The following is a 25,829-nucleotide window of genomic DNA, read 5'->3' on the forward strand; positions in this document are numbered from 1 at the left end:
TATCCGAGTTTCAATCGCAGTATTACTTTCTGTATGGGGTCTGGCTGGCATGGGAGATGCTAAAGCCGACAATGGTTCGGTCGTAGGTGGGGTGAAAATCACGAAGGCGGACCAGAAAAAAGTCCGTGTATATACAGAGCCAGGCGTGCCCGTTGACGTAGCCATCATCGATGCCGACGGTAACGTGCTGTACCAGGGAGCCATTGCTAAAGGAAAAGCCCGGTCGACTTCGTTCGATCTGAACAGCCTGCCCGACGGTCAGTACACAATGACTGCCGGCAACAGCAACTGGTGGATGTCGCAGCCGATCAACATCCAGAACAACGCGCTGGTTGTCAACGGCACCAACGCCATGCAACTGGTACACCCTACGGTAACGGCCTACGAAAAAGGTAAAGTGGAAGTGGTAATGCCCGCCACCAACGTGACCGACGCCAGTGTGTCGATCTACGATATGCAGAATGTGCTGGTGCACAACGGTACCCTGCAGGGTTCGGTTGGCCGCTTCGATCTGTCGGCGCTGCCAAGTGGTGCCTACACCTTCGTGGTCGGTCCTAACCAGAAGCAGTTCACCACCCGGGTCGACGTTCGGAACTAGATTTCAGTCCGATCCTGCACACATTGCCCCATCGGGGCTATTCACTACGCACGTAATCAGGCCAGCATCGACTGGCCCAGCCCGCAGGCCCACGCACTCCCGGTGCGCTGGGCCTGCGGGCGTTCAGGCGGGTTCGGTAGCCAGACGCTCACGCAACCGCAATACAGACAGTTCTTTCATCTTCGACTCAAACACGATATCGACCGGCCGGCCATAGGTGTTGACCAGTTCGTATATCCAGTCGGCGTGGGCTTCACGCCGGGCAGTGGGATCTTCGTACTGCTGCCGGGAGTTAGAGTAATGAAACACGGGACGTACATCCCAGGTAGCATAGGCAGCCAGGAACGCTTCTTCTTCGGTCTGACTGCCCGGGTTGAGCTGGTGATGGAAATAGTCGAACACGATCGGAATACCCGTTTGTTCATGCAGGGGTACCAGATCGGCTACGGTGTAGAGGGTGGCCCGATCATCGTTTTCAACGGTCAGGCGGGCGCGTAGCCCGGCCGACAGGCGCGTATTGAAGCGTTCGGCAAAACGAGCCAGCGTAGCCGGCTTGTCGCCGTAGGCGGCTCCCACGTGGATATTTATTTTGTTCCAATGCGACGGCACCAGCCCCATCAGATCAAACAGTTCCGACTGGTATTCCAGATCGTTGATGGTATTAAGCAGCACATGCTCCTGCCCGGCCAGCTGATTGAACGGGCCGGGGTGAACCGTGAGCCGGATGGGTCGGCGGCCGATATCTTCGAGCGTCGCCCGGATTTCGGGGTAGTCGGGCAGTTCGCGCAATCGGTACTCCGACGCCCACGGAAAAATCTCGGACGAAAGCCGGAACAGCCCGAAGCCGTGCGCTACGTTCCAGTCGACAACCCGCAACAGATCGTGTACATTCTGCAGGGCTAAGGCCGATGCGTAGGCAACCCCGCGCTCAGTAAACGTTTTCCGGATCATGCCCCGGTTGGTGGTGATCTTGTCGGCCTGCAAACTCAGGTTTATACAGGCATAACCAAACTGATTGGGAGTACTGTCCATACACAATCAACCGGTTGTCTACACGGTTGGTTTGCCCATGTCTACCGTTCCGTCAAAAGTGAAGCCTTCGCAGCACCAATTTTTCAGGAAACGGTCTATATTACCTACTCCACTCCCCTCCTGGCGTTTCGATGAATGATTTAACCAACGATCAGGCTAACTGCATTGCCGATACATACCGGCAAATGGCGCGGACCTTGACGGAATTCCAGCTCCGTCGTTGGTCGGAGTTTACGCATGAGCAACAGCTGGACCTCAACGCGTACCAGAGTAGTTTGCTCAACCGGGCCCACGACATGCAGTCGCGGGCGGTCAACCCGTCGGTCGACCAGCCACGCGTGCTCACCCTGACTGTTCAGGAAGCCGTGCGGGACGCCTGTGCGGGCCTGCCCGAGTTACACAACCTGACCCTGGCCCTTAATGTAGGGGCACTGATCGTGGCGTTGGCCTCGTACGTAGCCCGCGCCAACAAACGTGGTATCCAGACCGCCGTCGACGAACTGCACCACCTGCTGGCGCACAACATCGGCCACTAAAAAAAAGCCTGCAGGCCAGCGCGCCGGTATCACCGACTGCACTGTACCTACAGGCTTTTTTTAACAAGGTTGACTACCGGTCTATTGCACCAGACCAGCCGTTGGCTTTACGCCAACCAGTTCTACTTCGAACACCAGATCCTGGCCCGCCAGGGGATGGTTGGCATCGAGCGTCACGTTGGTATCGGTCAAATCCCGAACGATCACCGGAATGGCGCGGGGGTTGCCATCTTCGTGCATATTGAGCGTCATCCCTTTTTCGAGCGGAATATCGTCGGGAATATCGCTCCGGTTAAGGGTAAAAATCATTTCTTCATTGGCCGGGCCGTAGGCATCTTCCACCGGAATGTTGATGGTTTTTTTCTCGCCTTCGCTCATGCCTTCGACGCCATCATCGAACCCTTTGATGACCTGGCCGCTGCCGACGATAAATTCGAGTGGGGTGCGGCCCGCCGACGAATCGAACACGGTGCCGTCGGTCAGGGTGCCGGTATAATGCACCTGAACGGTGTCGCCGGATTTTGCTTGTGCCATACGCGTATGTTGGTTTGATGAACGCTGTTCCGCCCGGCCCGGTTGCCCGGCTCCTGTTTTTTCCGACGGCGCGCTAACCCTACACCAACTCACTACCCGGGTCAAAAGTTCACAAAAACAGCCAAACCACTACCCCTACGCTACCGTCCGATAACTAAACACCCGGGTACTTGCATATATCGGAAAACTATATATGTTTGCTGTCAGCTATTTATATTCAGATCTGTATGGATGCCACAGGCAACGAATTTTTGCGGGGAACGCTGAAAACCATCGTGCTGAATCTGCTGGCCGATACCGGCGCCGATGGTCCCCGCCGGATGTATGGCTACGAAATTACCCAGGCCGTTTCGGAGCGCACGCAGGGCCAGATTACCCTGACATTCGGGGCGCTTTACCCCGTGCTGCACAAACTGGAGCAGGATGGCCTGCTCACCACCGAATCGGAAGCCGTCGACGGGCGGCTCCGCAAATACTACCGCCTGACCCCCCAGGGCAGTCGGGCAGCCATTCAGAAAACAACGGAGTTTGAACGGTTCGTCGAATCCGTCCGGTTGCTGCTGCAGCCACCCGCCCACCGCCTTAGTCACTCCTGATCGTGCATGTCCTAAAACCGATACATACTCATGGAACCACTCAGCGCTGCGCAGGTACAACTGCTTCGGCATCACCTGCTGACAAAGGGCTCATCGGATGCCCTGATCGACGAACTAATCGACCACCTGGCCTGCGAAACGGAACGGTACATGTGGCTGGGGCTCCCCTTCGACAAAGCCCTCGAGGCCGTGGTCGAACAAGCCAACACCACGGCTGTCCGGCACCTGCAGACGGTTTATCAGGTTGAGTTAACGCTGAGCGATGAACAACTGCAGCGCGCCAGCCTCGACGACATTGTGTTTCAGTTCCGCAATAAAGCCTACGGGGCCTATGATCTGCGCCAGTCGTACCGCCTGACCATGCGTAACGCCTTTGTTATGGCCATTAGCCTGTGTCTGATGCTGGTGGCCATGCTCGACGGCTTTAACCGCGGGCAGTGGTCGTACCTGAGCTTGACCGGACTGGTCTGGATTGTGGGCGTAGCCGGGCTTACCTTCGGGGGACTGAGCTGGTACCTCGAACACGTTCGGCATCAGCCCACCGCTATCCCAGGCGCCTAGCCAACAGCCCGCTCTCAAACCGCATCGGCGCTGTCGATTCAGCCAGGAGCTAAACCGGCAGCGCCGATGCGGTTACGTATAGGGGTAGCGGTCAGTCTGAGGCTGGCCTAGTAAGCCCGGGCAAACAGCACCCGCCCTTTTGACGGCTTGCCCGAGAACGGATCAACGCCTTCTTCGGCCTCCTGATCGAATGGAATACAGCGGATCGTGGCCTTGGTAGCTTCCTTGATGGCTTCTTCAGTTTCGGCTGTACCGTCCCAGTGCGCCAGCAGAAAACCACCGGTTTCGAGTTTGGCTTCAAACTCGGCCCGCGTGTCGACGGTAAACGTGTTGGCCGTCCGAAAATCACGCGCCCGTTCGTAGATCGTCCGCTGAATATCGTCGAGCAGGGCCTTGATCCGCTCGGTCAGGCCATCGAACGATACCGTTTCCTTGGTTTTGAGATCGCGTCGGGCAATCTCGACGGTGTTGTTTTCGAGGTCGCGCCCGCCCATGGCCAGCCGAACCGGTACGCCCCGCAGTTCATACTCGGCAAACTTCCAGCCGGGCTTATTGGCGTCCGAATCATCGAATTTCACCGAAATGCCGGCTTTGCGCAACTCCTGCACGAGCGGCTTGATTTTGTCGGACAGGGCCGCCAGCTGCTCTTCCGACCGGTAGATCGGCACGATAACCACCTGAATGGGCGCCAGTTTGGGCGGCAGCACCAGCCCGTCGTCGTCGGAGTGGGCCATGATGAGAGCGCCCATCAGCCGGGTCGATACGCCCCACGAGGTACCCCAGACGTGCTCGAGCTGGTTTTGCTTGTTGAGAAACTGCACGTCGAACGCTTTGGCAAAATTCTGCCCCAGGAAGTGCGACGTACCGGCCTGCAGGGCTTTGCCGTCCTGCATCATGGCTTCGATACACAATGTATCGTCGGCGCCGGCAAACCGCTCCGACGGCGTTTTGGCGCCCCGTACCACGGGCATGGCCATCCACTCCTCGGCAAAGGTGGCATAGATCTCGAGCATCTGCCGGGTTTCAGCGTAGGCTTCGTCGGCGGTGGCGTGGGCCGTGTGGCCCTCCTGCCAGAGAAATTCGGCCGTGCGCAGAAAAATCCGGGTACGCATTTCCCAGCGCACCACGTTGGCCCACTGGTTGATCAGCAGCGGCAGGTCGCGGTACGACTGAATCCAGTTTTTGTAGGTGCTCCAGATAACTGTTTCAGACGTTGGCCGAACGATCAGTTCTTCTTCCAGCTTGGCGTCGGGATCGACAATGACGCCCGAGCCATCTTCGGCGTTCTTAAGCCGGTAGTGCGTTACAACGGCACACTCCTTGGCAAAGCCCTCTACGTGTGAGGCTTCTTTGCTGAGGTATGATTTGGGAATAAAGAGCGGAAAGTAAGCGTTCTGGTGGCCGGTTTCCTTGAACATATCGTCGAGGGCCCGCTGCATTTTTTCCCAGATCGAGAAGCCATAGGGTTTGATGACCATGCAGCCCCGGACGGCTGAATTTTCGGCCAGGTCGGCCCGCTTGATTAACTCATTGTACCATTCGGAGTAGTTCTCGCTCCGCGACGGAATTGCTTTTGCCATGCGCACGTATGCCGACACAGCCGGACACGAATTTTCCGGGTGTGACCAACTTTATTTTAAACTGGATTAAACCCTGCCACCTGAATCGGAATCTAACAAGCAGGGAACTTGCAAAGATAGGTTTTAATCCTATTTTTGTAATCAATCTCGCGGTTCCTGTGTTATCTATCAACAGGCGTTTAGTGACCATTTTCAATGAGTTCACCGCATCTTTTAAAATCCCTTGCCAAATGAAAACGCAACCTTTATATCGCTACCTGACGATGGCTGCGCTGCTGGGTATCTGGAGTTGTAGCTCCACCCGGCAAACAGCTCAGAACGTCGGAGAAGTCGACGACCTGTACGGCACGTCGGGCAACGCGCAGGTCTATGCCAGCACGACCAACGACGCGTCGGCGGTGCAGCGGCCGGCCCGGCAGCGGAACCAGCAGGGTCGTAATGCCAACCCCGACTATAACGACGAACAGCAGGGCTACAGCACCAACGCCGACGAGTACTATTCGGAGCTGAGCACCCGCAAGCTCAACCGGGGCATCTCGCCCGATCCGGGCTGGGGCGACAACGCAACGAATGCCTATAATTCGGGCTTTGTCAACGGCTACAATGCCGCGTCGACATCGGCCTACAGCTGGAACCGCTGGGGCTTCAACAACCTGGGCTTCTACTCCGGACTGGGCATCGGCCTGGGCTATGGTGGTTTCGGTGGCTTCAACCGATTTGGCTACGGCGGTTTCGGCGGCTACCCCTACTACGATACGTTTGCCTACAGCCCCTACGGCTATGGATTCGGCGGTGGCTTCAGTCCGTTTTACTCGCCTTTCTATTCGCCATTTGGCTACAGTACGTTCGCCTACAGTCCGTTTGGCTATCCCTATGGCGGTGGGTATGGAGGGTACTATGGTGGTGGTTACTACGGAGGCTACACGAACAATGTGGTTGTCGTGGGTGCCGATCCGTACCGGAACCGTACCTACATCCGCAGTAACAATGGCTCGGCCCGTACGTACGGCAGTGACTTCGAAAATTCGCCCCGGGCCTATACCAATTCGGGCGGCCGTCGCGGGAGCAGCAGCACCTATAACAACGGTTATTCGAACAGCGGCTCGACCAACAGTGGTTATTATTCGCGGCCTGCCACAAGCAGCCGGGGCTCGTACTACTACGATAACAGCGCCAGCAGCAATGGCCGCACGAGCGGGTCGGCACCGGCCTACAGCAGTGGCAGCAGCTCGTCGAACAGCCAGTATTATGCCCGGCCCCGCGAAAGCAGCCGCGGTAGCTACACCCCCTCCGACTACAACAGTGGCGGCCGGAGCAGCTATCAGCAGCAGCCTGCCTACCAGCAGCAGCAGCGCACCTATCAGCAGCAACCGGCTTACCAGAGCCAGAGCCGCGGTAGCTACAGTGCCCCCAGCTACAGCGCACCCAGTGGTGGTGGTTCCTCAGGCGGTGGTGCTCCCGCCGGTGGTGGTGGCCGTGGCCCACGCTAGGCACTACTGATTAGATTTTCATAAAAAATCCCCGCCCGTTAGGACAATTGGCGGGGATTTTCGTTTTCTCTTTGCTGGGGAAGCATCCCGATTCGGGAAGTCGATTAAACGATCTGATTCGTTCCGACTCTAACCGCAAACAGTCGCTACTTCCTCCACGAATCACTGCCTACGACTATGACAAAATCACTGCTTTTAACGACTGGACTGCTCCTGTCGACAACGCTGCTGTTCGGACAGGGGGCAGCCTCCGATTATGCCGACGATGCGTTTCGCTTCTCCGACGCCAGCCTGAATGGCACCGCCCGCTTTCGGGGCCTGGGCGGAAACCACGCGGCATTGGGGGGCGACGCCAGCAATCTGTTTGGCAATCCGGCCGGGCTGGGTTTCTACAACCGCTCGGAACTAAGCATCAGCCCCTCGCTCAACCTGGTCAGCAACCAGAACAATTTTCTGGGTGCGCAGACCGTAGGAAGTAACAGTAAAGCCAGTATCGGCCAGTTCAGCCTGGTGCTGGCCGGGGGCGATAAGAACAATAACCAGCGCTGGCGCCGGAGTTCGTTCGGCATCTCGTATGCCCAGACGGCCAATTTTTACGATTACATTGATGCGCGGGGTACTAACAACAACCAGAACTCGTCGATTGTCCAGAGCTACATCAACGCGGCCAATGACGCCAAGTACAGTGAGGCTCAGCTGAGCGATGGCTTCATACCTGGCGAACGGCGAGCCGACTTCCGCGAAGCTGCCGCGTATGGCCTGTTTCTGATCAACCCGACTGTATACAACGCCAACAGTGCCGGGCCGCCTTATACCCGCTTCGATGCCAATACGCCTAAAGATCAGCGTGCCACGCTGACCCGTTCGGGGGCCCAATCGCAGTGGTCGCTGGCCTACGCCGGTAACCTCGACGACAAGCTTTACATTGGGGGCTCGGTATCGTTTACGCGGCTCCGCTACGCGTCGGAATTTAACTTTGTGGAAACCCCGCTGGGTGGCCGAACCTTCAACAATTACGGCCAGATCAACCGCTTCAACGTGGCGGGCAACGGTATCAGCGCGTCGCTGGGTATCATCTACAAACTGAGTCCCGAACTGCAGGTAGGCGCCACCATTATTTCGCCCACCATCAGCAGCGCCCGCGAAACGTTTACGCAGACGCTGACAGCTTCGGCCAAAGACCCCAATCTGCAGCTGAAAGCCAATGCGGTGGATGTGATTACCCCGTACGACAACTTCGATTACACGCTGCAGACACCCCTGCGCGCATCGGGTGGCGCTACGTTCTTTATCGGGAAAGCGGGTTTCCTGACCGCTACGGCCGAGTATGTAGGCTATAGCGGCATGCGCGTCCGGACGAGTTATTTTAACACCACGCAGGACAATACCGACTTTAAAAACGACGTGAAGCAGTCGGTTATGTCGAGCTATCAGAACGTGGTTAACCTGCGGCTTGGTGGCGAAGTACGGGCCGGTCTGCTGCGCCTGCGCGCCGGCGTAGGCTACCTGCCCAGCGCTTATAAACTCGACCTCGATCGGGTGGCCAAAGCTGATCGCGACAAGCTGCTGCTGTCGGCTGGTGTCGGTGTGCGTAACCAGCGATTCTTCGCCGATCTGTCGGGGTCGTACCTGACTACCAAATCGGGTATCTCGCCCTATCAGCTCCCCAACGATGCCGATACGCCAACCGTGCTGACCAACAACCGCAATACGAATCTGACGCTGTCTATCGGTACGTTCTTTTAAGGGTTTTCAACGGTCAGTAGATAAACAAGGCGGGCCCGGATCGATCCGGGCCCGCCTTGTTTATTATCGCTATGCGTTACAGCCACTGACCCAGCAGCCGCAGAATGTCATCGACCTGCGTTTCGCCCGATACCACCACATGGGCCTGGGTGTAGAACGGGGCGCGGTCGGTGCAGCGTTGGCGCAGGTTGGCGGTCAGCGCCGGATCGTCGGTGCTGTAGTGCGGCCGATCGGCCTGTCCGTGGGCCTGTATGCGTTTGGCCAGCACGTCTACCGGTACATCCAGAAACACCGATACGCCCGTAGCGTTGATGTAAGCCATGTTATCGTAGAAGCAGGGCATGCCGCCCCCCGTCGATACCACCAGGCTACGGCCAGGCTGAATGGTGCGCAGCACGCGCCGTTCGGCTTCCCGAAAATAAGCTTCCCCCGACTCGGCAAAGATTTCCGGAATCGACCGGTTCTCCTCGCGGGTAATCATCCGATCGGTATCGACAAAATGGTAATGAAGGGCATCGGCAAGACGCTTGCCCAGGGTACTCTTCCCGGACGAGGGCATTCCGATCAGGAATATATTCTTCATGGAGTAGTAGGTAACCAAAAAAACGGCAGCAGAACGCGGTTCCGTCGGTTACGCCGTCAGTCAGTAACCAGTTTCTGTACGTCGGCCGCGTCGGGTGTGGTATTGTAGTGCCACTTCCCCCGTACCACGCCGTCTTTAAGCAGCCATGTGCCGGGATTCGACCGCATGATGGTTTTCAGCACCGTTGCATCGACCTTGTAGTAGGGCACTTCGGTTAGCTGGAATTCTTTCTGGAACGCCCGAATCTGCTCATCGCTTACCGACGTCAGAATGTAAGGCTTTACCGTCGAGTCCTTCAGGCCTTCGACCAGTGCCCGAATGGCGGGCAGGCTTCCGGCGTCGATATCCGAAACCGATTTCACAATCACGAACAGCTTGTTGCCCTCGAAGGTCTGCTGCGTGAAATTGCCCGAATCGTCCCAGACGCGGTAGTCCGTGATTTTGGGCTTGGCATTTTCGTTCACCAGCGTCATCTCTTTAAACTTGTAGGTGGTATCGCTGGGGTACTGGCTGAACGTTTCGGTCTTGCCGTTTTTCTCCATCACATAGCTGTAGCGCAGCGGCTCGGAGGGTTTCATCTGCGCCGGGATGCTTTTGCCAACTGCGTAAGGCAGCAGATCGAGCGGGGGTAGAAAGGCAATGGCGTAGATGCCCAGGCCGAGTGTCAGCACCGTGGTCAGCGCCACCAGCCAACCCGTTTTGCGGGGGGTAATGCGGTTGCGGTGACCGATAATGAACAGAATAAGCATGGTCAGCACCACGTCTTTGCCGAACGAAGTCCAGGGCTTCAGTTTAATAGCATCGCCAAAACAGCCGCAGTCGGTTACGCGGTTGAAATAAGCCGAATAAAACGTGAGGAACGTAAAAAACGCGATCAGGAAGAAGAGCAGCCAGGTGGTCACCTTGGGCTTGTAAGACACGAGCAGCGCTACGCCCAGCACAATCTCAGCCGCACAGAACAACACCGACATAGCCAGTGTGAAGGGCACCAGCGCCAAAAAAAAGCCGCTGAACACCGGCAGATCGTGGGCGAAAACCTCGAAGTATTCTTCAAACTTGATCTGGGTGCCAACGGGGTCGTTGAGTTTGATCAGACCGGAGAAGATGAAGACGAAACCCACCAGAAAGCGGGCAATGCGGGCTGCCCACAGCATGGGGGGCGTGCCGGTCTTTAGTTTAGGCTGAGAAATAGCAGGGTTCATGTAGCTCGTCGATAAGCAAAAGGACAGGACTGCAGATTTTCTGGATTGATTTTTTCAGTTCATCCGGTAATCCTGTCAAACGCGAATAAGAAAACAATGACTGGACAGGATTACCGGATTATTTGGATTACGATCTAAGCTGGATTATCTAAAACCCTGTCCATCCGGAAATCCTGTCAAACACAGGTACGCAACCGATACCTGGACAGGATTACAGGATTGGTGCGTCAACCGGGTCGATAGAAATCCTGTCCAACACTAATTAATCCTGTTAAACACCCGTCAGTTTGATCAAACAGAAAACGGCGTAATTGATCATATCCATATAATTGGCATCGACGCCCTCCGACACCAGCGTACTGCCCTGGTTATCTTCAATCTGTTTGGTACGCAGTAGCTTCATCAGGATAATATCCGTCATCGAACTGACGCGCATATCGCGCCAGGCTTCGCCATAATCGTGATTCTTGGCAAACAGCAAATGCATCACCTGATTGATCTGCGCGTCGTAGAGCGACTCCAGCACGTCGGAGGGAATATCCAGGGGGGCCGGCTGATCGGCTGGGCGCTGCTGAACGTCGAGTTGGATAAGCGCCATCACGCAGTAATTGATGATACCCACAAACTCGGGTTCGATGCCCTCCCCTACTTTGCTGACCCCCGTTTCCTGCAGCGTCCGGATGCGCTGGGCCTTGATATACAGTTGATCGGTAATGCTGGGCAGTCGCAGAATGCGCCAGGCAGTACCATAGTCTTTATTCTTTTTCAGGAACAGGCTTTTGCACCGCTCGATTACCTGCCGATATTCGGCTTCCGTTTTTGTCATAGTGTACCCGTCGGGACGGTGTGGTTCGCAGTTCATCGTTTACCAGCCTGGCTATGCTCAAAACCGCAACCGTCAGACCACAAACTACCACCTGATTGATGCCCAAAGGTACGAAAAAAACCCTGAACTGCCGGGGACGACTGGTGTCGCTCGACACCCCCGCGGTGATGGGTATCCTCAACGTAACCCCCGATTCGTTTTATGCCGGCAGCCGCGTTTCGGGGCAGCCCGATAGCCTGAGCGCGGTGATCGACCGCGCGGGGCAGATGCTGACCGACGGCGCCACCTTCATCGATCTGGGTGGGTATTCGACCCGGCCCGGTGCTACCGACATTAGCCCGGCCGACGAAGCCGACCGCATCCTGCCGGTGATCGAAGCGCTCCTGAGCGCTTTCCCGGATGCCCTGCTATCAATCGATACCTTTCGGGCGTCGGTCGCGCGGCAGGCCGTATCCGCCGGAGCGGCCCTCATCAACGACATCGGGGGCGGCACCCTCGATCCAGCCATGTTTGAAACCGTGGCCCGGCTGGGTGTGCCTTACGTGCTCATGCACCTGCGGGGCACCCCACAGACCATGCAGCAGCATACCCACTATACCGACCTGATCACGGAGGTCATCGATGAACTCAGCACGCAACTGGCCAGCCTGCGGGCGCTGGGGGCCACCGACGTCATACTGGACCCCGGATTCGGGTTTGCGAAGACCCCCGCGCAAAATTTTTTACTGATGCGCCACCTCGATGCCTTCGGGCTGTTTGAGGAGCCCCTGCTGGTGGGCATTTCGCGCAAGTCGACGATCTGGAAAACCCTGAATGTCACGGCCGATCAGGCGCTCAATGGCACCACCGTGCTGAACACGGCCGCGCTGCTCAAAGGAGCCTCGATTCTGCGGGTACATGACGTCAGGGAGGCTGTAGAGGCCGTTTTGCTCACGCAGCAGCTAACTTTTTTTTAAGTCAGGTATTGCGTTAAATCATTTCAACGCCTACTTTTGCAGTCCCAAATCGGGGAAACGATCTGGTAGCTCAGCTGGTAGAGCAATACACTTTTAATGTATGGGTCCTGGGTTCGAATCCCAGCCGGATCACACCGAAGCCGCTCAATTGAGCGGCTTTTTTGTTTTATCCCCCTCGCTGGTCAGCCCTGCAAACGGGCGGCTCCGTTCCCACAGCCTCTCCCTCCAGATGGGCTCCAGGCCCAAATCACGCTATTCCGACCGGCCAAAACGCCTGCGTAAACTGTCAGAGCCCCCATCATCTATTCACTTTCCAAGAACAAGTAGTATCAAAATGATAATTGGTATGGGTTGCCAGTATATTCTGGTTTGGGTCGTTTTTGCCAAATTTTTTTATTAGTATATTGCATGACTTTATCGCAAACGTTCGCCGGTCCGGCCTGAAAACGCTGATTTGACTCCCTGACCAATCAGCCAATAATTTCGAATTTCCTAATAAAAGCGCCGTAATAGTACCAATTCCGTAACTGGACTACCTTTCGACGCCCAAACCCAACACTGTTACGACCATGTCCGATCAGGTTGACCAAGTGACCGCGCAGTCCCTCAGCGGAGCGCAGAACCCCTCCGGCACCGGCCTTTACCGCCCGGAATTTGAACACGATAACTGCGGTATTGGCTTTGTCGCCCACATCAGGGGCCGCAAGTCGCACCAGATCGTTTCCGACGCCCTTCAGATGCTCCGCCGGATGGAACACCGCGGTGCCGTGGGTGCCGAAGCCAACTCCGGCGACGGCGCCGGGCTGCTGATTCAGATTCCGCACGAATTCTTCGTCGATGAAACCCGCAAGCTGGGCGTTCACCTGCCCCCCGCCTTCGAATACGGCGTCGGGATGGTGTATTTCCCCAAAGATGTGTGGCTGCGCGAAGAGTGCCGGGCCATTCTGAACCGGAACATGAAAAAGCTGGGCCTCGAACTGCTCTGCTACCGCGTGGTGCCGGTCAACAACAGCGATCTCGGACAGGGCTCCCGCTCGGCCGAACCACAAATGGAACAGGTGTTTATCAAACGCCCGTCCGACATTACCAACCCCGAGGACTTTGAACGGAAGCTTTACATTCTGCGGAACTACAGCACCCGCATTATCAACGAAACGGTAAACGGCGTCGATCACTTTTACTTCTCGTCGCTGTCGTGCCGTACCATTACTTACAAAGGCCAGCTGACCACGCTGCAGCTGGAGCCGTACTTCCCCGACCTGATGCACGACGATGTGGTATCGGCGCTGGGCGTGGTGCACTCCCGCTTCTCGACCAATACCTTCCCGTCGTGGAAACTGGCCCAGCCGTTCCGCTACATTGCCCACAACGGCGAAATCAACACCGTGCGCGGCAACGTCAACTGGATGAAAGCCGCCGAAGGGCTGCTGCAGTCGTCGAAGTTCACGCAGGATGAGATGGACATGCTGCTGCCCATCTGCGACCCCAAGCAGTCGGACTCGGCCAACCTCGACAACGCCATCGAACTGCTCGTGATGAGCGGCCGCTCGCTACCCCACGTGATGATGATGCTGATCCCGGAAGCCTGGGATGGTAACGAGCACATGGACCCCGTCCGGAAAGCGTTCTACGAATTCCACGCCGGTCTGATCGAACCCTGGGACGGCCCGGCTTCGATTTCGTTTACCGATGGCCGCATGGTCGGCGCCACCCTCGACCGTAACGGCCTGCGTCCGTCGCGTTTCTGGGTGACCAATGAAGACATTGTCATTATGGCCTCCGAGGTGGGCGTGCTGGATATCGACCCCGCCAAGGTGGTGTCGAAAGGCCGTCTGCAGCCGGGCAAAATGTTCCTGGTCGATATGGAGCAGGGACGCATCGTGGCCGACGAGGAAATCAAGCAGCAGATCAGCACCCGCCAGCCCTACGGCGACTGGCTCGCGCAGAACAAGATCAAGATTCAGGACCTCGAAGCCCCCATCCGCTCGTATAATCCCTACGATCCGGCCAAACTGCTGCGCATGCAGCAGGCGTTCGGCTTCACGTCGGAAGACCTGCGGATGATTCTGGCGCCGATGGTCGAGACGGGTAAGGAAGCCCTGGGCTCGATGGGTACCGACGTGCCCCTGGCCGTGCTCTCCGAGCAGAGCCAGCACATGAGCCACTACTTCAAGCAGCTTTTCGCGCAGGTGACCAACCCCCCTATCGACTCGATTCGGGAACGGTCGATCATGTCGCTCATTTCGTTTGTGGGCGCTACCTATAACCTGCTCAGCGAATCGCCCGAACACTGCCGGCAGGTCGAGCTCGACCAGCCCGTGCTGACGACGCAGGAGTTCGACAAGCTGCGGTTTATCGACAAGCCCAAGTTCCAGGCCAAAACCATCAACTGCCTGTTTACGGCCGATGGCGACGGCAAATCGCTGGAGCGCGCCCTCGACCGGATCTGCCGCTACGCGGCCGATGCCATTCAGGATGGCTACTCGATTCTGGTGCTGTCGGACCGGGCTATCGACTCGAGCCATGCGCCCATTCCGTCGCTGCTGTCGACTTCGGCTATTCACCACTACCTCATCCGGCAGGGCCTGCGGGGCAAAGTCGGTATCGTGGTCGAAGCGGGCGATGTCTGGGAAACCCACCACGTGGCTACCCTCATCGGCTACGGCGCATCGGGGGTGAACCCCTACATGGCGTTCGAGACCATTGCCAGCATGAAAGAAAAAGGGCTTCTGCAGGTCGATTATGACCTCGACAAGCTCTACAAGAATTACATCAAAGCCGTGAACGGCGAGCTGCTGAAGATTTTCTCGAAAATGGGAATCTCGACGCTACAGTCGTATCAGGGTGCCATGATTTTCGAATGTCTGGGCCTGAACGAAGATGTAGTGAGCCGCTACTTCACCGGCACGGTCTCACGCATTGGCGGCATGGGGCTCAACGAAATCGCCCGCGAAATTCTGATTCGCCACTGCATTGCCTTCCCCGAGGGGCCGGTTATGCCGGCGCGGCTTGAAGTGGGCGGTATTTACCAATGGAAACAGCGGGGCGAAAAACATATTTTCAACCCCGACACCATCCACCTGCTCCAGCAGTCGACCCAGAAAAACGATTACTCGATTTTCAAGAAATACTCGAAACTGATCGACGATCAGACCCAGAAAGCCATTACGCTGCGGGGGCTGCTGCGCTTCAAGAAGGGCGCTTCGGTTCCCATCGATGAAGTCGAACCCATCGAAGCCATCTTCAAGCGGTTCGCAACGGGTGCCATGTCGTTCGGCTCGATCTCGTGGGAAGCGCACACCACCCTGGCTATTGCCATGAACCGCATCGGCGGCAAGAGCAACTCAGGCGAAGGCGGTGAAGATGAACTGCGCTACACCCCGATGGCCAACGGCGACAGCATGAACTCGGGTATCAAGCAGGTGGCATCGGGCCGTTTCGGCGTCACGAGCTACTACCTGACCAACGCCCGTGAGCTGCAGATCAAAATGGCCCAGGGCGCCAAACCCGGCGAAGGCGGTCAGCTGCCCGGCTTTAAAGTCGACGACTGGATTGGCCGGACGCGCCACTCGACGCCCGGCGTGGGGCTGATTTCGCCCCCGCCCCACCACGACATTTACTCGATCGAGGATCTGGCCCAGCTGATCTCCGACCTGAAAAACGCCAACCGGGCCGCCCGGATCAGCGTGAAGCTGGTATCGGAAGCCGGCGTCGGCACCATTGCCGCCGGGGTAGCCAAAGCCCACGCCGATCACATACTGATTTCGGGTCACGATGGCGGTACGGGTGCCTCGCCCCTCTCGTCGATCCGCCACGCGGGTCTGCCGTGGGAGCTGGGTCTGGCCGAAGCGCACCAGACCCTGGTGCGCAACAAACTGCGCGGCCGGGTTACGGTACAGGCCGACGGGCAGATGCGGACGGGGCGCGACCTGGCCATTGCTGCCCTGCTCGGTGCCGAAGAATTTGGCGTGGCCACGGCCGCGCTGGTCGCTACGGGTTGTATCATGATGCGCAAGTGTCATCTGAACACTTGCCCGGTGGGGGTGGCTACGCAGAACAAAGAGCTGCGCGCCCTCTTTACCGGCAAGCCCGAGCACGTGGTAAACATGTTTACCTTCCTGGCCATGGAACTGCGCGAGATCATGGCTGAGCTGGGCTTCCGTACCATCAACGAGATGGTGGGTCAGGCCCAGATGCTGGAACTGCGGCAGAACCTGCCCCACTGGAAATACAAGAACGTGAACCTCGATGCACTGCTTTACAAAGAGCCCACCAACCTCGACGTGGCCCTATACAAGCAGGAAGAACAGAATCACTACCTCGACGATGTGCTCGACCGGAAACTGATGGAACTGGCGCAGCCTGCGCTGACTTCGGCCGAAACCGTTTACGGGGAGTTTACGGTGCAGAACATCGACCGGAGCATCGGTACCATGCTGTCGAACGAGATTTCGAAAGCGTACGGTGGCCCCGGCCTGCCCGAGGGTACGATCCACATTAAACTGCGCGGTACGGCCGGCCAGAGCTTTGGTGCCTTTGCTACCAACGGTATCAAACTGGAGCTCGAAGGCGACGCTAACGACTACTTCGGCAAGGGCCTTTGCGGCACGCAGCTGATTGTTTACCCCGACCGGACGGCGCAGTTCAAACCCGAAGAAAACAGCATTGTCGGTAACGTGTCGTTCTACGGCGCTACCTCGGGCGAAGCCTTTATCCGGGGTATGGCCGGCGAGCGGTTCTGCGTACGGAATTCAGGCGCCAAGGTTGTAGTCGAAGGGATCGGCGACCACGGACTCGAATACATGACCGGTGGTCTGGCCATCATTCTGGGCCGCACCGGCCGCAACTTTGCCGCCGGTATGTCGGGCGGGGTGGCGTATGTGTTCGATCAGGACGGTACGTTTGCCTCGAAGGTCAACCGCGAAATGGTCAGCCTCGAACCCCTCAACGACGAAGACCAGGCCATTCTGCGGGAGTACGTGGAGAAGCACTTCCAGTACACCACCAGCAACGTGGCGCTCAACCTGCTCCAGCACTGGGAGCAGCAGATTGGTCAGTTCGTGAAGGTGATGCCCGATGATTTCCGCAAAGCCCTGGCGGGTCGCAACATTGCGCTGGCCGAGCAGATTCGCGACAAGAACGTTGTGTATCAGGACATCACCGTCGACGTGACGCACGGGTAACCGGCGAAGCCTGCGCTTCCTGTTACGCGGATGGCCGCCAGGCTACTGAATAGTTGTTAGCTGTATTAAGCAGACCACGCCGGCAACGGCGTCCTCAGCCTACCATGGGAAAACCTACCGGATTTTTAGAATTTACGCGCGAACTGCCTAAAAAGCGCGACCCGCAGCAGCGGATCAACGATTACAAAGAAATCGAGATGCCGTTTTCGGAGCAGGACTCCCAACGGCAGGCGGCCCGCTGCATGGACTGTGGCACCCCGTTTTGCCACAGTGGCTGTCCGCTGGGCAACATCATCCCCGAGTTCAACGACGCGGTGTATGAGCAGAACTGGGCCTACGCCTACGATATTCTGGCGACGACCAACAATTTCCCGGAGTTTACGGGCCGCATCTGCCCCGCTCCCTGCGAAGCGTCGTGTGTACTGGGTATCAACAAGCCGCCCGTTGCCATAGAGTTTATCGAAAAATCGATTGCCGAGGTAGCCTTCGAACGTGGTTACGTAGTGCCCAGGCCACCCAAAGTCCGGACTGGCAAACAGATTGCCGTGGTAGGCTCGGGGCCGGCCGGTCTGGCCGCTGCGGCTCAGCTCAACAAAGCGGGCCATACAGTCACGGTTTTCGAACGGGCCGATCAGATTGGCGGGCTGCTGCGCTATGGTATCCCCGACTTCAAACTCGAGAAGTGGACCATCGACCGCCGGCTGGCCGTGATGGAAGCAGAAGGCATCCAGTTTAAAACCGGCGTCAATGTCGGTGTCGATGTAAAGGCCAACGATCTGCTCGAGCAGTTCGACCTGGTGATGCTGACGGGTGGATCGACCGTACCGCGGGATCTGCCCATTCCGGGCCGCGACCTGAAGGGTGTTTATCCGGCTATGGAGTTCCTGAGTCAGCAAAACAAGCGCAATGCTGAGCGGCCCGTCGAGGTCGACCACCGGGGTATGCCTTATGCCGATGGCGAACTGCTGGCTACGGGTAAAAACGTGGTGGTGATTGGCGGGGGCGATACCGGCTCCGACTGCGTTGGTACATCGAACCGGCACGGTGCCACCAGCATCACCCAGATCGAGCTGATGCCGATGCCGCCTAAAGAGCGGGCTACCAACACCCCCTGGCCCAACTGGCCCATGATGCTCCGTACATCGACCTCACACGAGGAAGGCTGCGAGCGCCACTGGTCGATCAACACCAAAGCCTTTATCGGCGACGAAAACGGCAACCTGAAGGCCCTCCGACTCGTTGATCTGGCCTGGAAAAACGAGAACGGCCGCATGCAGATGGTGGAGATGCCGGGTACCGAGCGTGATGTGCCCTGCGAACTGGCGCTGCTGGCGGCTGGCTTCCTGCACCCGCAGCACGAAGGCCTGCTCGACGAGCTGGGCGTTGAATACGATGAACGCGGCAACGTGAAAGCCACCAACTACCAGGCTACCACCAATCCGCGCGTTTTTGTAGCAGGCGATATGCGCCGGGGCCAGTCGCTGGTGGTGTGGGCCATCTCGGAAGGCCGTGAGGCTGCCCGCGCTGCCGACTGCTACCTGATGGGCGAAACGATGCTCGAAGCCAAAGCCGTTTCGATGATCGAAGTAGCCTGATAGCCGGCATGGTGCGGCACCCTGTATACCCTTAGAACGAAATCGGCCCCGGTAGCGCTACCGGGGCCGATTTCGTTGCGTGCCGTGTGGGTTGCTCTACTTGGCGGCAATCACTTCGACCTCGATGAGCACGTCGTTGCTGATGATTTGCGGAATTACTTTGGTGGCTTCGATACGCGCGGTTGACCGGGGCAGATACAAGCCGCTGACGTTGCTGACCCGCTGCTCCGCGACGGCATCACGCTGCCCGGTTACGCCTTTAAGGTGGTACGTGACCTGCTTGATGTTGCTGAATGTCATACCAAACTCGGCCAGCGCCGTTTGCAGGTTCTGAAACACCTGCTGGGTCTGGGCTACAATATCGCCGGGTCCGACCAGATTGCCGTTGGCATCGAACGGGCGCTGCCCGCTCACGTAGACCTCCGTGTTGGGAATGGCCGTTTCGACCTTGTAGGTATAGCCGGGCCGGTACGGCACAGGGGTCTGCGCCTGGGTGGTCAGGGCCATCAACAGGGCCGGTGCGAGCAGTAGGAGGTGGCGGTTGCGCATCATGGGAGGATAAAGAAACAGAGTCAGCTTATAAACGCACAGGTTCTTCTTTTTCGTCGAAGAACAGGTAATTCAGCAGGTCGCAGTAAGGCTTCAGAATAAGCGCCCCCCGAACCAGTTCGTCGGCGAAGCCCGGCTTCACCACCTCGCGGTCGGTGAAGCGGTGGATAAAAAACAGTTCTTTCCGGCGAAGCAAGTCGATGTCGGGATGATCGGCGGAGTAGCCTTTGGGTGTGGTCTTCATCACCTCGCCCGACACCTCGGGGTAATAGGCCCGGAAGGCCTCGGCTTCGATTATGTCTTTCAGCTCCTGGGCGTTGTAATCGACTTCCTGCCGGTAGATAGCCAGCTGGGCCGGTGTTGGCTGCCACATGCCACCCCCGATAAACGACTGGTTGCCGGGCTGAATGTGCACGTAGTAGTCGATGCGGCCCGAATGTCGTCCACCCGGCCCGATGGCAAACGCCAGATTTGATTTATACGGAGCCTTGTCTTTCGAAAATCGGATGTCGCGGTTAATGCGGAAAATACACTCTTTAGCCGTGGTGTTGGCCAGCGGCTCGAACGCACTCATCTTGACCAGAACCTGCTCGACCAGCCCGATCAACTCCTGCTTGGCAGCATCATAACGGGCCCGGTTCACCTGAAACCACTCGCGGTTGTTATTTTTCACGAGGTCGCTCATAAACGTGAGCGTGGCGGTCGTCAGCACCGCTTTAGGTTCTTTTTTTGTTGGCATAGCAATCAAAGTTACATAAAATCCCCCGGTGGTTGGCGAGCCGGCGGGCCCCTTCACCGGTTTTTCGCGAGAGCGGTCCCGATCCAACCGGGGCGGGGTTTAGAAGCAGTAGCGCACCGTGCACCACGGAATCTCGTCGGCCAGTAGTTTACTGAAGATAGCCACCATCTTACTTTTCAGCTGGTGCTGATAGCGGATATTCCAGCCCCCAAACTGACTTACTTTACTCTCCTGCCACTCCGGTACCCACAGCAGTTCTTCGGCCTTCGGGTTGATGGCCAGGTTGGCCTGGTGCTGCTGCTGGTTGTGCGTCAGAAAAATTACTTCGCTCTGGAGCTGGGCTTTCACGGCGGGCAACAGCGCCCCGTCGAGCTGGCGGAACAGCGCCCGGTAGTCGTCGCGCCACTGCTGCGGATTGCCGGTTTTGCTGCCGTAGACGATGACGGGCGAAAAATTGACGTGTACCTCATAGCCCGCTTCGTAAAACTGGTTGATAGCCGCAATCCGCTTCTCGATGCTATCGGTCCGCACATCGACCAGGCGGCTGATCTCGGGCGGCATCAGACTGAACCGAATCCGGACCTTGCGCTGCGGGTCGAACGCCAGCATGTCGGGGTTTACAAACTTGGTAGCGAAGGTGGCCTTGGCGCGGGGATGATCGCGATAGAACGAAAAGGCCTGCTGCACACCATCGCTCAACCCGTAGTCGATCGAGATATCGGAGTTACAGCCAATATCGTAGGTGTAAACGTGCGGGTCGGTCTGGTTGGCGGGGCGGGGCCACGGCTGACTCATCACATGCTCGTCGACCGCCTGCAGCAGGGCGTCGGTATTGGTGTAGAGCGTGATGGGGTTGACGGTCTTATGCCGGTCGACGTAACAGTAAGCGCAGGCTCCGAAACAGCCATTGGCCAGGCTGGGCGCAATGAAATCGGCGCTGCGGCCACTCCAGCGAATGGTCTGCGACTTCAGCGTACCCAGCACCAGCAGATCGGATTTAGCCTTGTAGTGGCTGAGCCCCAGATCGGGCAGGCGGTTATGCTGCCGCACCTGCATCGTCTGCGCGTCGGGAAAACGGTCGAGAATGGCCGTTCCCTGCGCATTGAGCGCATCGGCCGTATACAGGATCAGACTGGGTTTGAAATCGGGCATTCAGACGTGGGTAAGGTGCTGTTTACTAAACAGAAATACAGCAGCAAGGGTTCAGATCGAGATAATACTAACTAGCTGACTGTCTGATTATTACAAACAAAAAACCGACAATTTAGCCTACTGTCGGGTCGCAGAAACAACCGCACGGCCGGGTCGTTGTGTCATTTTTTTAGAACCCCGGGCAAACAGGCGGTTTAGGTAGGTATAGACTTACGTATTCTCATGGCGCAACACGAAAAGTACCTCATCGACGGGGCCGGACGCCGGTGGTTTCTGAAGCAGTCGTCAGCCCTGGCCGGCCTAGTTATGCTACCGCCCCTGGCCACTCAGGCCGAATCTGTTCCGACCGCTATGCCCGACACTACCGCAACCACGCAGCCCATCAGCCTGCGCATCAACAAAAAAACCTACAAACTAGCCGTTGAACCCCGCGAAACGCTGCTCGATCTGATGCGTGAGCGGCTGAACCTCACCGGCAGCAAAAAAGGCTGCGACCACGGCCAGTGTGGGGCCTGTACGGTACACATCGACGGGCGACGGGCCAATGCCTGCCTGACGCTGGCCATTATGCAGCAGGGCCGCGACATCACCACCATCGAAGGCCTCGGCACCCCCGATAAGCTCCATCCGCTGCAGGCCGCCTTCATCGAGCACGACGGCTTCCAGTGCGGTTTCTGCACACCGGGCCAGCTTATGTCGGGCGCAGCGCTGTTGCGCGAAGGCCACGCCGGTTCGCCCGACGAGATTCGGGAATGGATGAGCGGAAACATTTGCCGCTGCGGGGCCTATCCGGGCATCGTGGCCGCCATACAATCGGTACAGAAAGGAGGAACCACCAAATGAAAAACTTCGGGTATGCCGAGGCCAGCCAGCCGGCACAGGCCATTCAGTTGCTGGGGGCACAGCCCAACAGCCAGTTTATTGCGGGCGGCACCAACCTGGTCGATCTGATCAAGTACGACGTGATGCAGCCCGATCGCGTGGTCGACATCAGCCGACTGCCCCTCACCACCATCGAAAAAACCGCCACGGGCCTTCGCATCGGCGCCCTCGCCCGCAACAGCGACATGGCCGAGCACCCGCTGGTGAAACAGCACGCGCCCCTGCTGGCCGAGGCCCTGCTGGCCGGTGCCTCGCCCCAGCTGCGCAACATGGCCACGCTGGGCGGCAACCTCATGCAGCGCACCCGGTGCTATTATTTCTACGACCCCAGCCAGCCCTGCAACAAACGCAATCCCGGCAGCGGCTGCGGAGCACTGGAAGGGTACAACCGCATTCATGCCATTCTGGGTCTCGACACGGGCGACCTCAACAAATCGTGTATAGCCACCAACCCCAGCGATATGAACGTGGCTCTGGCTGCGCTCGAAGCGGTGGTAAACGTGAGCGGGCCGGCCGGTGAGCGCAGCATCCCCATCGCCGAGTTTCACCGGCTGGCGGGCACCACGCCCCAGCAGGATACGAACCTCAAACCGGATGAGTTGATTCTGTCGGTCGATATCCCGACGGCTAAACAGGCGGGCAAAAGCCATTACCTGAAAGTGCGCGACCGGGCCTCCTATGCCTTTGCACTGGTATCGGTAGCGGCCCGGCTTTCGGTTGAGAACGGCACCATCCGCGAGGCCCGGCTGGCGCTGGGTGGGGTGGCCCATAAACCCTGGCGGGTGACGGCCGTGGAGCAGACGCTCGTGGGTAAGCCCGCAACCGAAGCGACCTTCCGCCAGGCGGCCACCACCCTGCTGACCGGCGCCCGGGGCTTTGCCCACAACGCATTCAAGGTAAGTCTGGCCCAGTCGGCCATTGTTCAGGCGCTGCAGGAAGCAGCCGTATAAATCCATCGGCACCGATCGGCGTCGGGATGGCTTCGGCCCGCCCGCCTGATTGGCGCTATTGATCCTTTTTTCCCATGGCGACGAAACCCATTGGCGACCCGATCGACCGGATCGACGGCAAGCAGAAAGTAACCGGCCAGGCCCGGTACTCGGCCGATATGCACCAGCCCAACATGGCCTATGCCGTGCTGGTCATGAGTACCATTGCCAACGGCAGCATCAGCGATATCGACACAACAGCTGCTTCGAAACTACCGGGCGTACTGGGCATCATGACCCACAAAAACACGCCGAAACCCGCCGGCATTGCCAACAACACCCCTGGCGAAACGGCGCTCGAGCGGGTGCTGCATCTGCTCGACAGCCCCACCATCTATTACAACAACCAGCCCATTGCGGTAGCCATTGCCGATACGTTCGAGCACGCGACCGAAGCCGCCCGGCTGGTGAAGGTGACCTACACCGAAAAGAAACCCATACCCGAACTGCCGGCCAACAAAACCACGCCCTTTACCCCCAAGCGGCTCCCCCGCCCCGACGACCCGGTCGATACGAAGCGGGGCGATCTGGCCGGTGCCATGGCCAAAGCCGAGGTCACCCTGCGCCCCAAATACACCACCCCGACTCAGACCCACAACGCCATGGAGCCCCACGCGACGCTGGCCATGTGGGAAGGCGACAAGTTAACGCTCTACACCGCCACGCAGGGCATTTTTCCGACCCGCGAGCGTGTCGCCAAATACTTTGCCCTGCCGCCCGAGCAGGTGCGCGTGGTGGCCCAGTACGTAGGGGGTGGGTTTGGCAGTAAAGGGGCCGTCTGGTCGAACGTAATGCTGGCCGCCATGGCCGCGCGTTTCGTCAAGCGGCCCGTGAAACTCGAGCTTCGGCGTAGCGACATGTTCGGTATGGTGGGCGCGCGATCGGCCACGGTGCAGGAGCTGGAGGTGGGCGCATCCCGCGATGGACAGCTGTCGGCACTGGCGCACCGTTCGCTGGTACAAACCTCCGTGTTCGACGATTTTGCCGAGCCGGTGGGCACGCTGAGCCGCATGCTCTACACCAGCCCCAACCAGGAGGTAACCCACCGGTCGGTGCGGGCCAACATCGGCACCACGGCCCCCATGCGCGCACCGGGCGAAGCACCGGGCATGTTCGGGCTCGAGTGCACGATGGACGAACTGGCCTATGCCCTCAACATGGACCCGGTGGCCCTGCGGATCAGGAATTACACCGATATGGATCAGCAGAAAGAGCTGCCCTACTCCAGCAAGTCGCTCAAGGCGTGTTACGAGCAGGCAGCCGAACGCTTTGGCTGGTCGAAACGAAACCCCGCGCCCCGCTCAAACCGCCAGGGCAAGTGGCTCGTGGGCAGCGGGATGGCCACGGCAATCTACCCCATGAACCGCGATGAAGCCACGGCCAAAGTCACGCTCAACGCCGACGGAACCCTGGTGGTCAGCACCGGTACGCAGGACATCGGCACCGGCTCGTTTACGATCATGACCCAGCTGGCGGGCGATGTGTTTGGCATTCACCCCGACCAGGTGACGCTGCAGGCCGGCGACACGACTCAGCCCAAAACGCCCGTGTCGGGGGGCTCGCGCACCACAGCCTCGACCGGATCGGCCGTCGTACAGGCCGCCGAAGCCGTCTTGCTGAAAGCCAAACAGCTGGCCCTCAACGACACCAAATCGCCCCTCCACGGCGCGAAGGAAAAAGAAATCGAGATCGGGAAAGGCAAGCTGTTTCTGAAAGACAAGCCCGCCAAAGGCGAAACGCTGGTGGCCCTGCTCAAGCGCAACGGCGGCAAGCCCCTCACCGCCACAACCAGTTCGAAACCGGGCGAAGAAAAGGAGAAATACTCGATGTATGCCCACGGCGCGCAGTTTGCCGAAGTAAAAGTCAACGAAGGCACGGGCGAGATACGCGTCACGAAGCTAACGGGTGCTTATGCCGCCGGTCGGATCGTGAATGCCAAAACGGCCCGCAGTCAGGTTATTGGCGGTATCGTGTGGGGGGTCAGTATGGCCCTGCTCGAAGACACCGTGTTCGACGATCGTACCAACCGCATCATGAACGCCAGCCTGGGCGAATACCATGTACCGGTCAATGCCGACATACCCGACATCGACGTGATTTTTGTGGAAGAAACCGACGAGCATGTGAACCCGGCCGGCGCCAAAGGCATAGGCGAAATTGGTATTACGGGGTCGGTAGCCGCCATTGCCAACGCCATCTACCACGCCACCGGCCGGCGCGTGCGGTCGCTGCCCATCACGGTCGACAAAGTGCTGTCGCTGGAAGCCTGATCCGTAACAACTGGTGACAACCGAACCGATCAACCGGCAACGGCGATCGGTTCGGTTGTTTATGCCGGTTAGGGCCGGGGCCATTCAATCACCTAATTGGTGCCACAACGCCACAGATCGTATCTTCACGGCATTTCCCGAGCCTGTACCGGGGGGTGTAACCGGATCGGACACCCCGTTGGCAGCAGCGTCGGCTCAGCGATCGGAGCCAACGGCGGGACCTCCCTATT

Annotated in this window: 21 protein-coding genes and 1 tRNA gene; 13 read left to right on the plus strand and 9 right to left on the minus strand. The window is 58.3% G+C overall.

Annotated features, from left to right (window positions below):
- Positions 1–145: 145 nt before the first annotated feature.
- On the plus strand, positions 146–598 hold the full coding sequence (locus ACYVAC_RS08310; protein WP_461097148.1) for a T9SS type A sorting domain-containing protein: 453 nt from the start codon (positions 146–148) through the stop codon (positions 596–598).
- A gap of 123 nt (positions 599–721) precedes the next feature.
- Here ACYVAC_RS08310 and uvsE read toward each other — a convergent pair whose 3' ends face one another.
- Positions 722–1,630, minus strand: coding sequence for a UV DNA damage repair endonuclease UvsE (uvsE, locus tag ACYVAC_RS08315; protein WP_461097149.1), 909 nt, complete (start codon positions 1,628–1,630; stop codon positions 722–724).
- Positions 1,631–1,761: 131 nt separating this feature from the next.
- Between uvsE and ACYVAC_RS08320 the strand changes: the two genes are divergently transcribed.
- Positions 1,762–2,166 carry a hypothetical protein gene (locus ACYVAC_RS08320; protein ID WP_461097150.1) on the plus strand — a complete coding sequence of 135 codons (405 nt, stop codon included), beginning with the start codon at positions 1,762–1,764 and terminating at the stop codon, positions 2,164–2,166.
- Positions 2,167–2,247: 81 nt separating this feature from the next.
- Here ACYVAC_RS08320 and ACYVAC_RS08325 read toward each other — a convergent pair whose 3' ends face one another.
- Complete coding sequence (locus ACYVAC_RS08325; protein WP_461097151.1) at positions 2,248–2,700, minus strand: FKBP-type peptidyl-prolyl cis-trans isomerase; 453 nt, start codon at positions 2,698–2,700, stop codon at positions 2,248–2,250.
- Between the two features lie 227 nt (positions 2,701–2,927).
- Here ACYVAC_RS08325 and ACYVAC_RS08330 point away from each other — a divergent pair, with 227 nt between their 5' ends.
- Positions 2,928–3,296, plus strand: coding sequence for a PadR family transcriptional regulator (locus ACYVAC_RS08330; RefSeq protein ID WP_461097152.1), 369 nt, complete (start codon positions 2,928–2,930; stop codon positions 3,294–3,296).
- Positions 3,297–3,326: 30 nt separating this feature from the next.
- A complete protein-coding gene (locus ACYVAC_RS08335) occupies positions 3,327–3,857 on the plus strand; it encodes a hypothetical protein (protein ID WP_461097153.1) in 531 nt (176 codons plus the stop codon).
- 107 nt (positions 3,858–3,964) lie between these two features.
- Here ACYVAC_RS08335 and proS read toward each other — a convergent pair whose 3' ends face one another.
- The gene (proS, locus tag ACYVAC_RS08340; RefSeq protein WP_461097154.1) at positions 3,965–5,437 is read right to left on the minus strand and encodes a proline--tRNA ligase; all 1,473 of its coding nucleotides are present in this window, start codon (positions 5,435–5,437) and stop codon (positions 3,965–3,967) included.
- Positions 5,438–5,667: 230 nt separating this feature from the next.
- On the opposite strand from proS, the gene ACYVAC_RS08345 reads away from it, so the two are divergent.
- Positions 5,668–6,927 carry a hypothetical protein gene (locus ACYVAC_RS08345; protein WP_461097155.1) on the plus strand — a complete coding sequence of 420 codons (1,260 nt, stop codon included), beginning with the start codon at positions 5,668–5,670 and terminating at the stop codon, positions 6,925–6,927.
- 177 nt (positions 6,928–7,104) lie between these two features.
- A complete protein-coding gene (locus ACYVAC_RS08350; protein ID WP_461097156.1) occupies positions 7,105–8,673 on the plus strand; it encodes a hypothetical protein in 1,569 nt (522 codons plus the stop codon).
- Positions 8,674–8,749: 76 nt separating this feature from the next.
- Here the strand turns inward: ACYVAC_RS08350 and ACYVAC_RS08355 are convergent, their stop codons facing one another.
- The 3 genes from ACYVAC_RS08355 to ACYVAC_RS08365 all read right to left on the minus strand — a co-directional run bounded on the left by ACYVAC_RS08355 (position 8,750) and on the right by ACYVAC_RS08365 (position 11,284).
- Positions 8,750–9,256: a shikimate kinase gene (locus ACYVAC_RS08355; RefSeq protein WP_461097157.1), complete on the minus strand. Its 507-nt coding sequence runs from the start codon at positions 9,254–9,256 to the stop codon at positions 8,750–8,752.
- Positions 9,257–9,312: 56 nt separating this feature from the next.
- Positions 9,313–10,458, minus strand: a complete 1,146-nt coding sequence (locus ACYVAC_RS08360; RefSeq protein ID WP_461097158.1) for a BT_3928 family protein — start codon at positions 10,456–10,458, stop codon at positions 9,313–9,315.
- A gap of 271 nt (positions 10,459–10,729) precedes the next feature.
- Positions 10,730–11,284, minus strand: coding sequence for a DUF1599 domain-containing protein (locus ACYVAC_RS08365; protein ID WP_461097159.1), 555 nt, complete (start codon positions 11,282–11,284; stop codon positions 10,730–10,732).
- Positions 11,285–11,382: 98 nt separating this feature from the next.
- On the opposite strand from ACYVAC_RS08365, the gene folP reads away from it, so the two are divergent.
- From folP to ACYVAC_RS08385, 4 genes are all read left to right on the plus strand, one after another.
- Positions 11,383–12,240 (plus strand): dihydropteroate synthase, encoded by an 858-nt coding sequence (folP, locus tag ACYVAC_RS08370; RefSeq protein ID WP_461097160.1) that lies wholly within the window; start codon positions 11,383–11,385, stop codon positions 12,238–12,240.
- A 59-nt stretch (positions 12,241–12,299) separates the two neighbouring features.
- Positions 12,300–12,372, plus strand: a tRNA-Lys gene (locus ACYVAC_RS08375).
- Positions 12,373–12,809: 437 nt separating this feature from the next.
- Entirely contained in the window at positions 12,810–17,423 is a 4,614-nt protein-coding gene (gene gltB / locus ACYVAC_RS08380; protein ID WP_461097161.1) for a glutamate synthase large subunit, read from the plus strand.
- 104 nt (positions 17,424–17,527) lie between these two features.
- A complete protein-coding gene (locus ACYVAC_RS08385; protein WP_461097163.1) occupies positions 17,528–19,018 on the plus strand; it encodes a glutamate synthase subunit beta in 1,491 nt (496 codons plus the stop codon).
- 96 nt (positions 19,019–19,114) lie between these two features.
- On the opposite strand, the gene ACYVAC_RS08390 is transcribed toward ACYVAC_RS08385, so the two are convergent.
- The 3 genes from ACYVAC_RS08390 to ACYVAC_RS08400 form a co-directional block, all read right to left on the minus strand.
- Complete coding sequence (locus tag ACYVAC_RS08390) at positions 19,115–19,570, minus strand: RidA family protein (protein ID WP_461097164.1); 456 nt, start codon at positions 19,568–19,570, stop codon at positions 19,115–19,117.
- Between the two features lie 25 nt (positions 19,571–19,595).
- On the minus strand, positions 19,596–20,306 hold the full coding sequence (locus ACYVAC_RS08395) for a DUF2461 domain-containing protein (protein ID WP_461097165.1): 711 nt from the start codon (positions 20,304–20,306) through the stop codon (positions 19,596–19,598).
- A gap of 99 nt (positions 20,307–20,405) precedes the next feature.
- Complete coding sequence (locus ACYVAC_RS08400; protein WP_461097166.1) at positions 20,406–21,458, minus strand: spore photoproduct lyase family protein; 1,053 nt, start codon at positions 21,456–21,458, stop codon at positions 20,406–20,408.
- A 222-nt stretch (positions 21,459–21,680) separates the two neighbouring features.
- Between ACYVAC_RS08400 and ACYVAC_RS08405 the strand changes: the two genes are divergently transcribed.
- From ACYVAC_RS08405 to ACYVAC_RS08415, 3 genes are all read left to right on the plus strand, one after another.
- Positions 21,681–22,301: a (2Fe-2S)-binding protein gene (locus tag ACYVAC_RS08405; RefSeq protein WP_461097168.1), complete on the plus strand. Its 621-nt coding sequence runs from the start codon at positions 21,681–21,683 to the stop codon at positions 22,299–22,301.
- On the plus strand, positions 22,298–23,290 hold the full coding sequence (locus ACYVAC_RS08410) for an FAD binding domain-containing protein (protein WP_461097169.1): 993 nt from the start codon (positions 22,298–22,300) through the stop codon (positions 23,288–23,290). Before ACYVAC_RS08405 ends, ACYVAC_RS08410 begins: the two co-directional genes overlap by 4 nt.
- A 74-nt stretch (positions 23,291–23,364) precedes the next feature.
- Complete coding sequence (locus ACYVAC_RS08415) at positions 23,365–25,599, plus strand: xanthine dehydrogenase family protein molybdopterin-binding subunit (protein ID WP_461097170.1); 2,235 nt, start codon at positions 23,365–23,367, stop codon at positions 25,597–25,599.
- Positions 25,600–25,829: the final 230 nt, after the last annotated feature.

The organism is Spirosoma luteolum, from assembly GCF_054778875.1.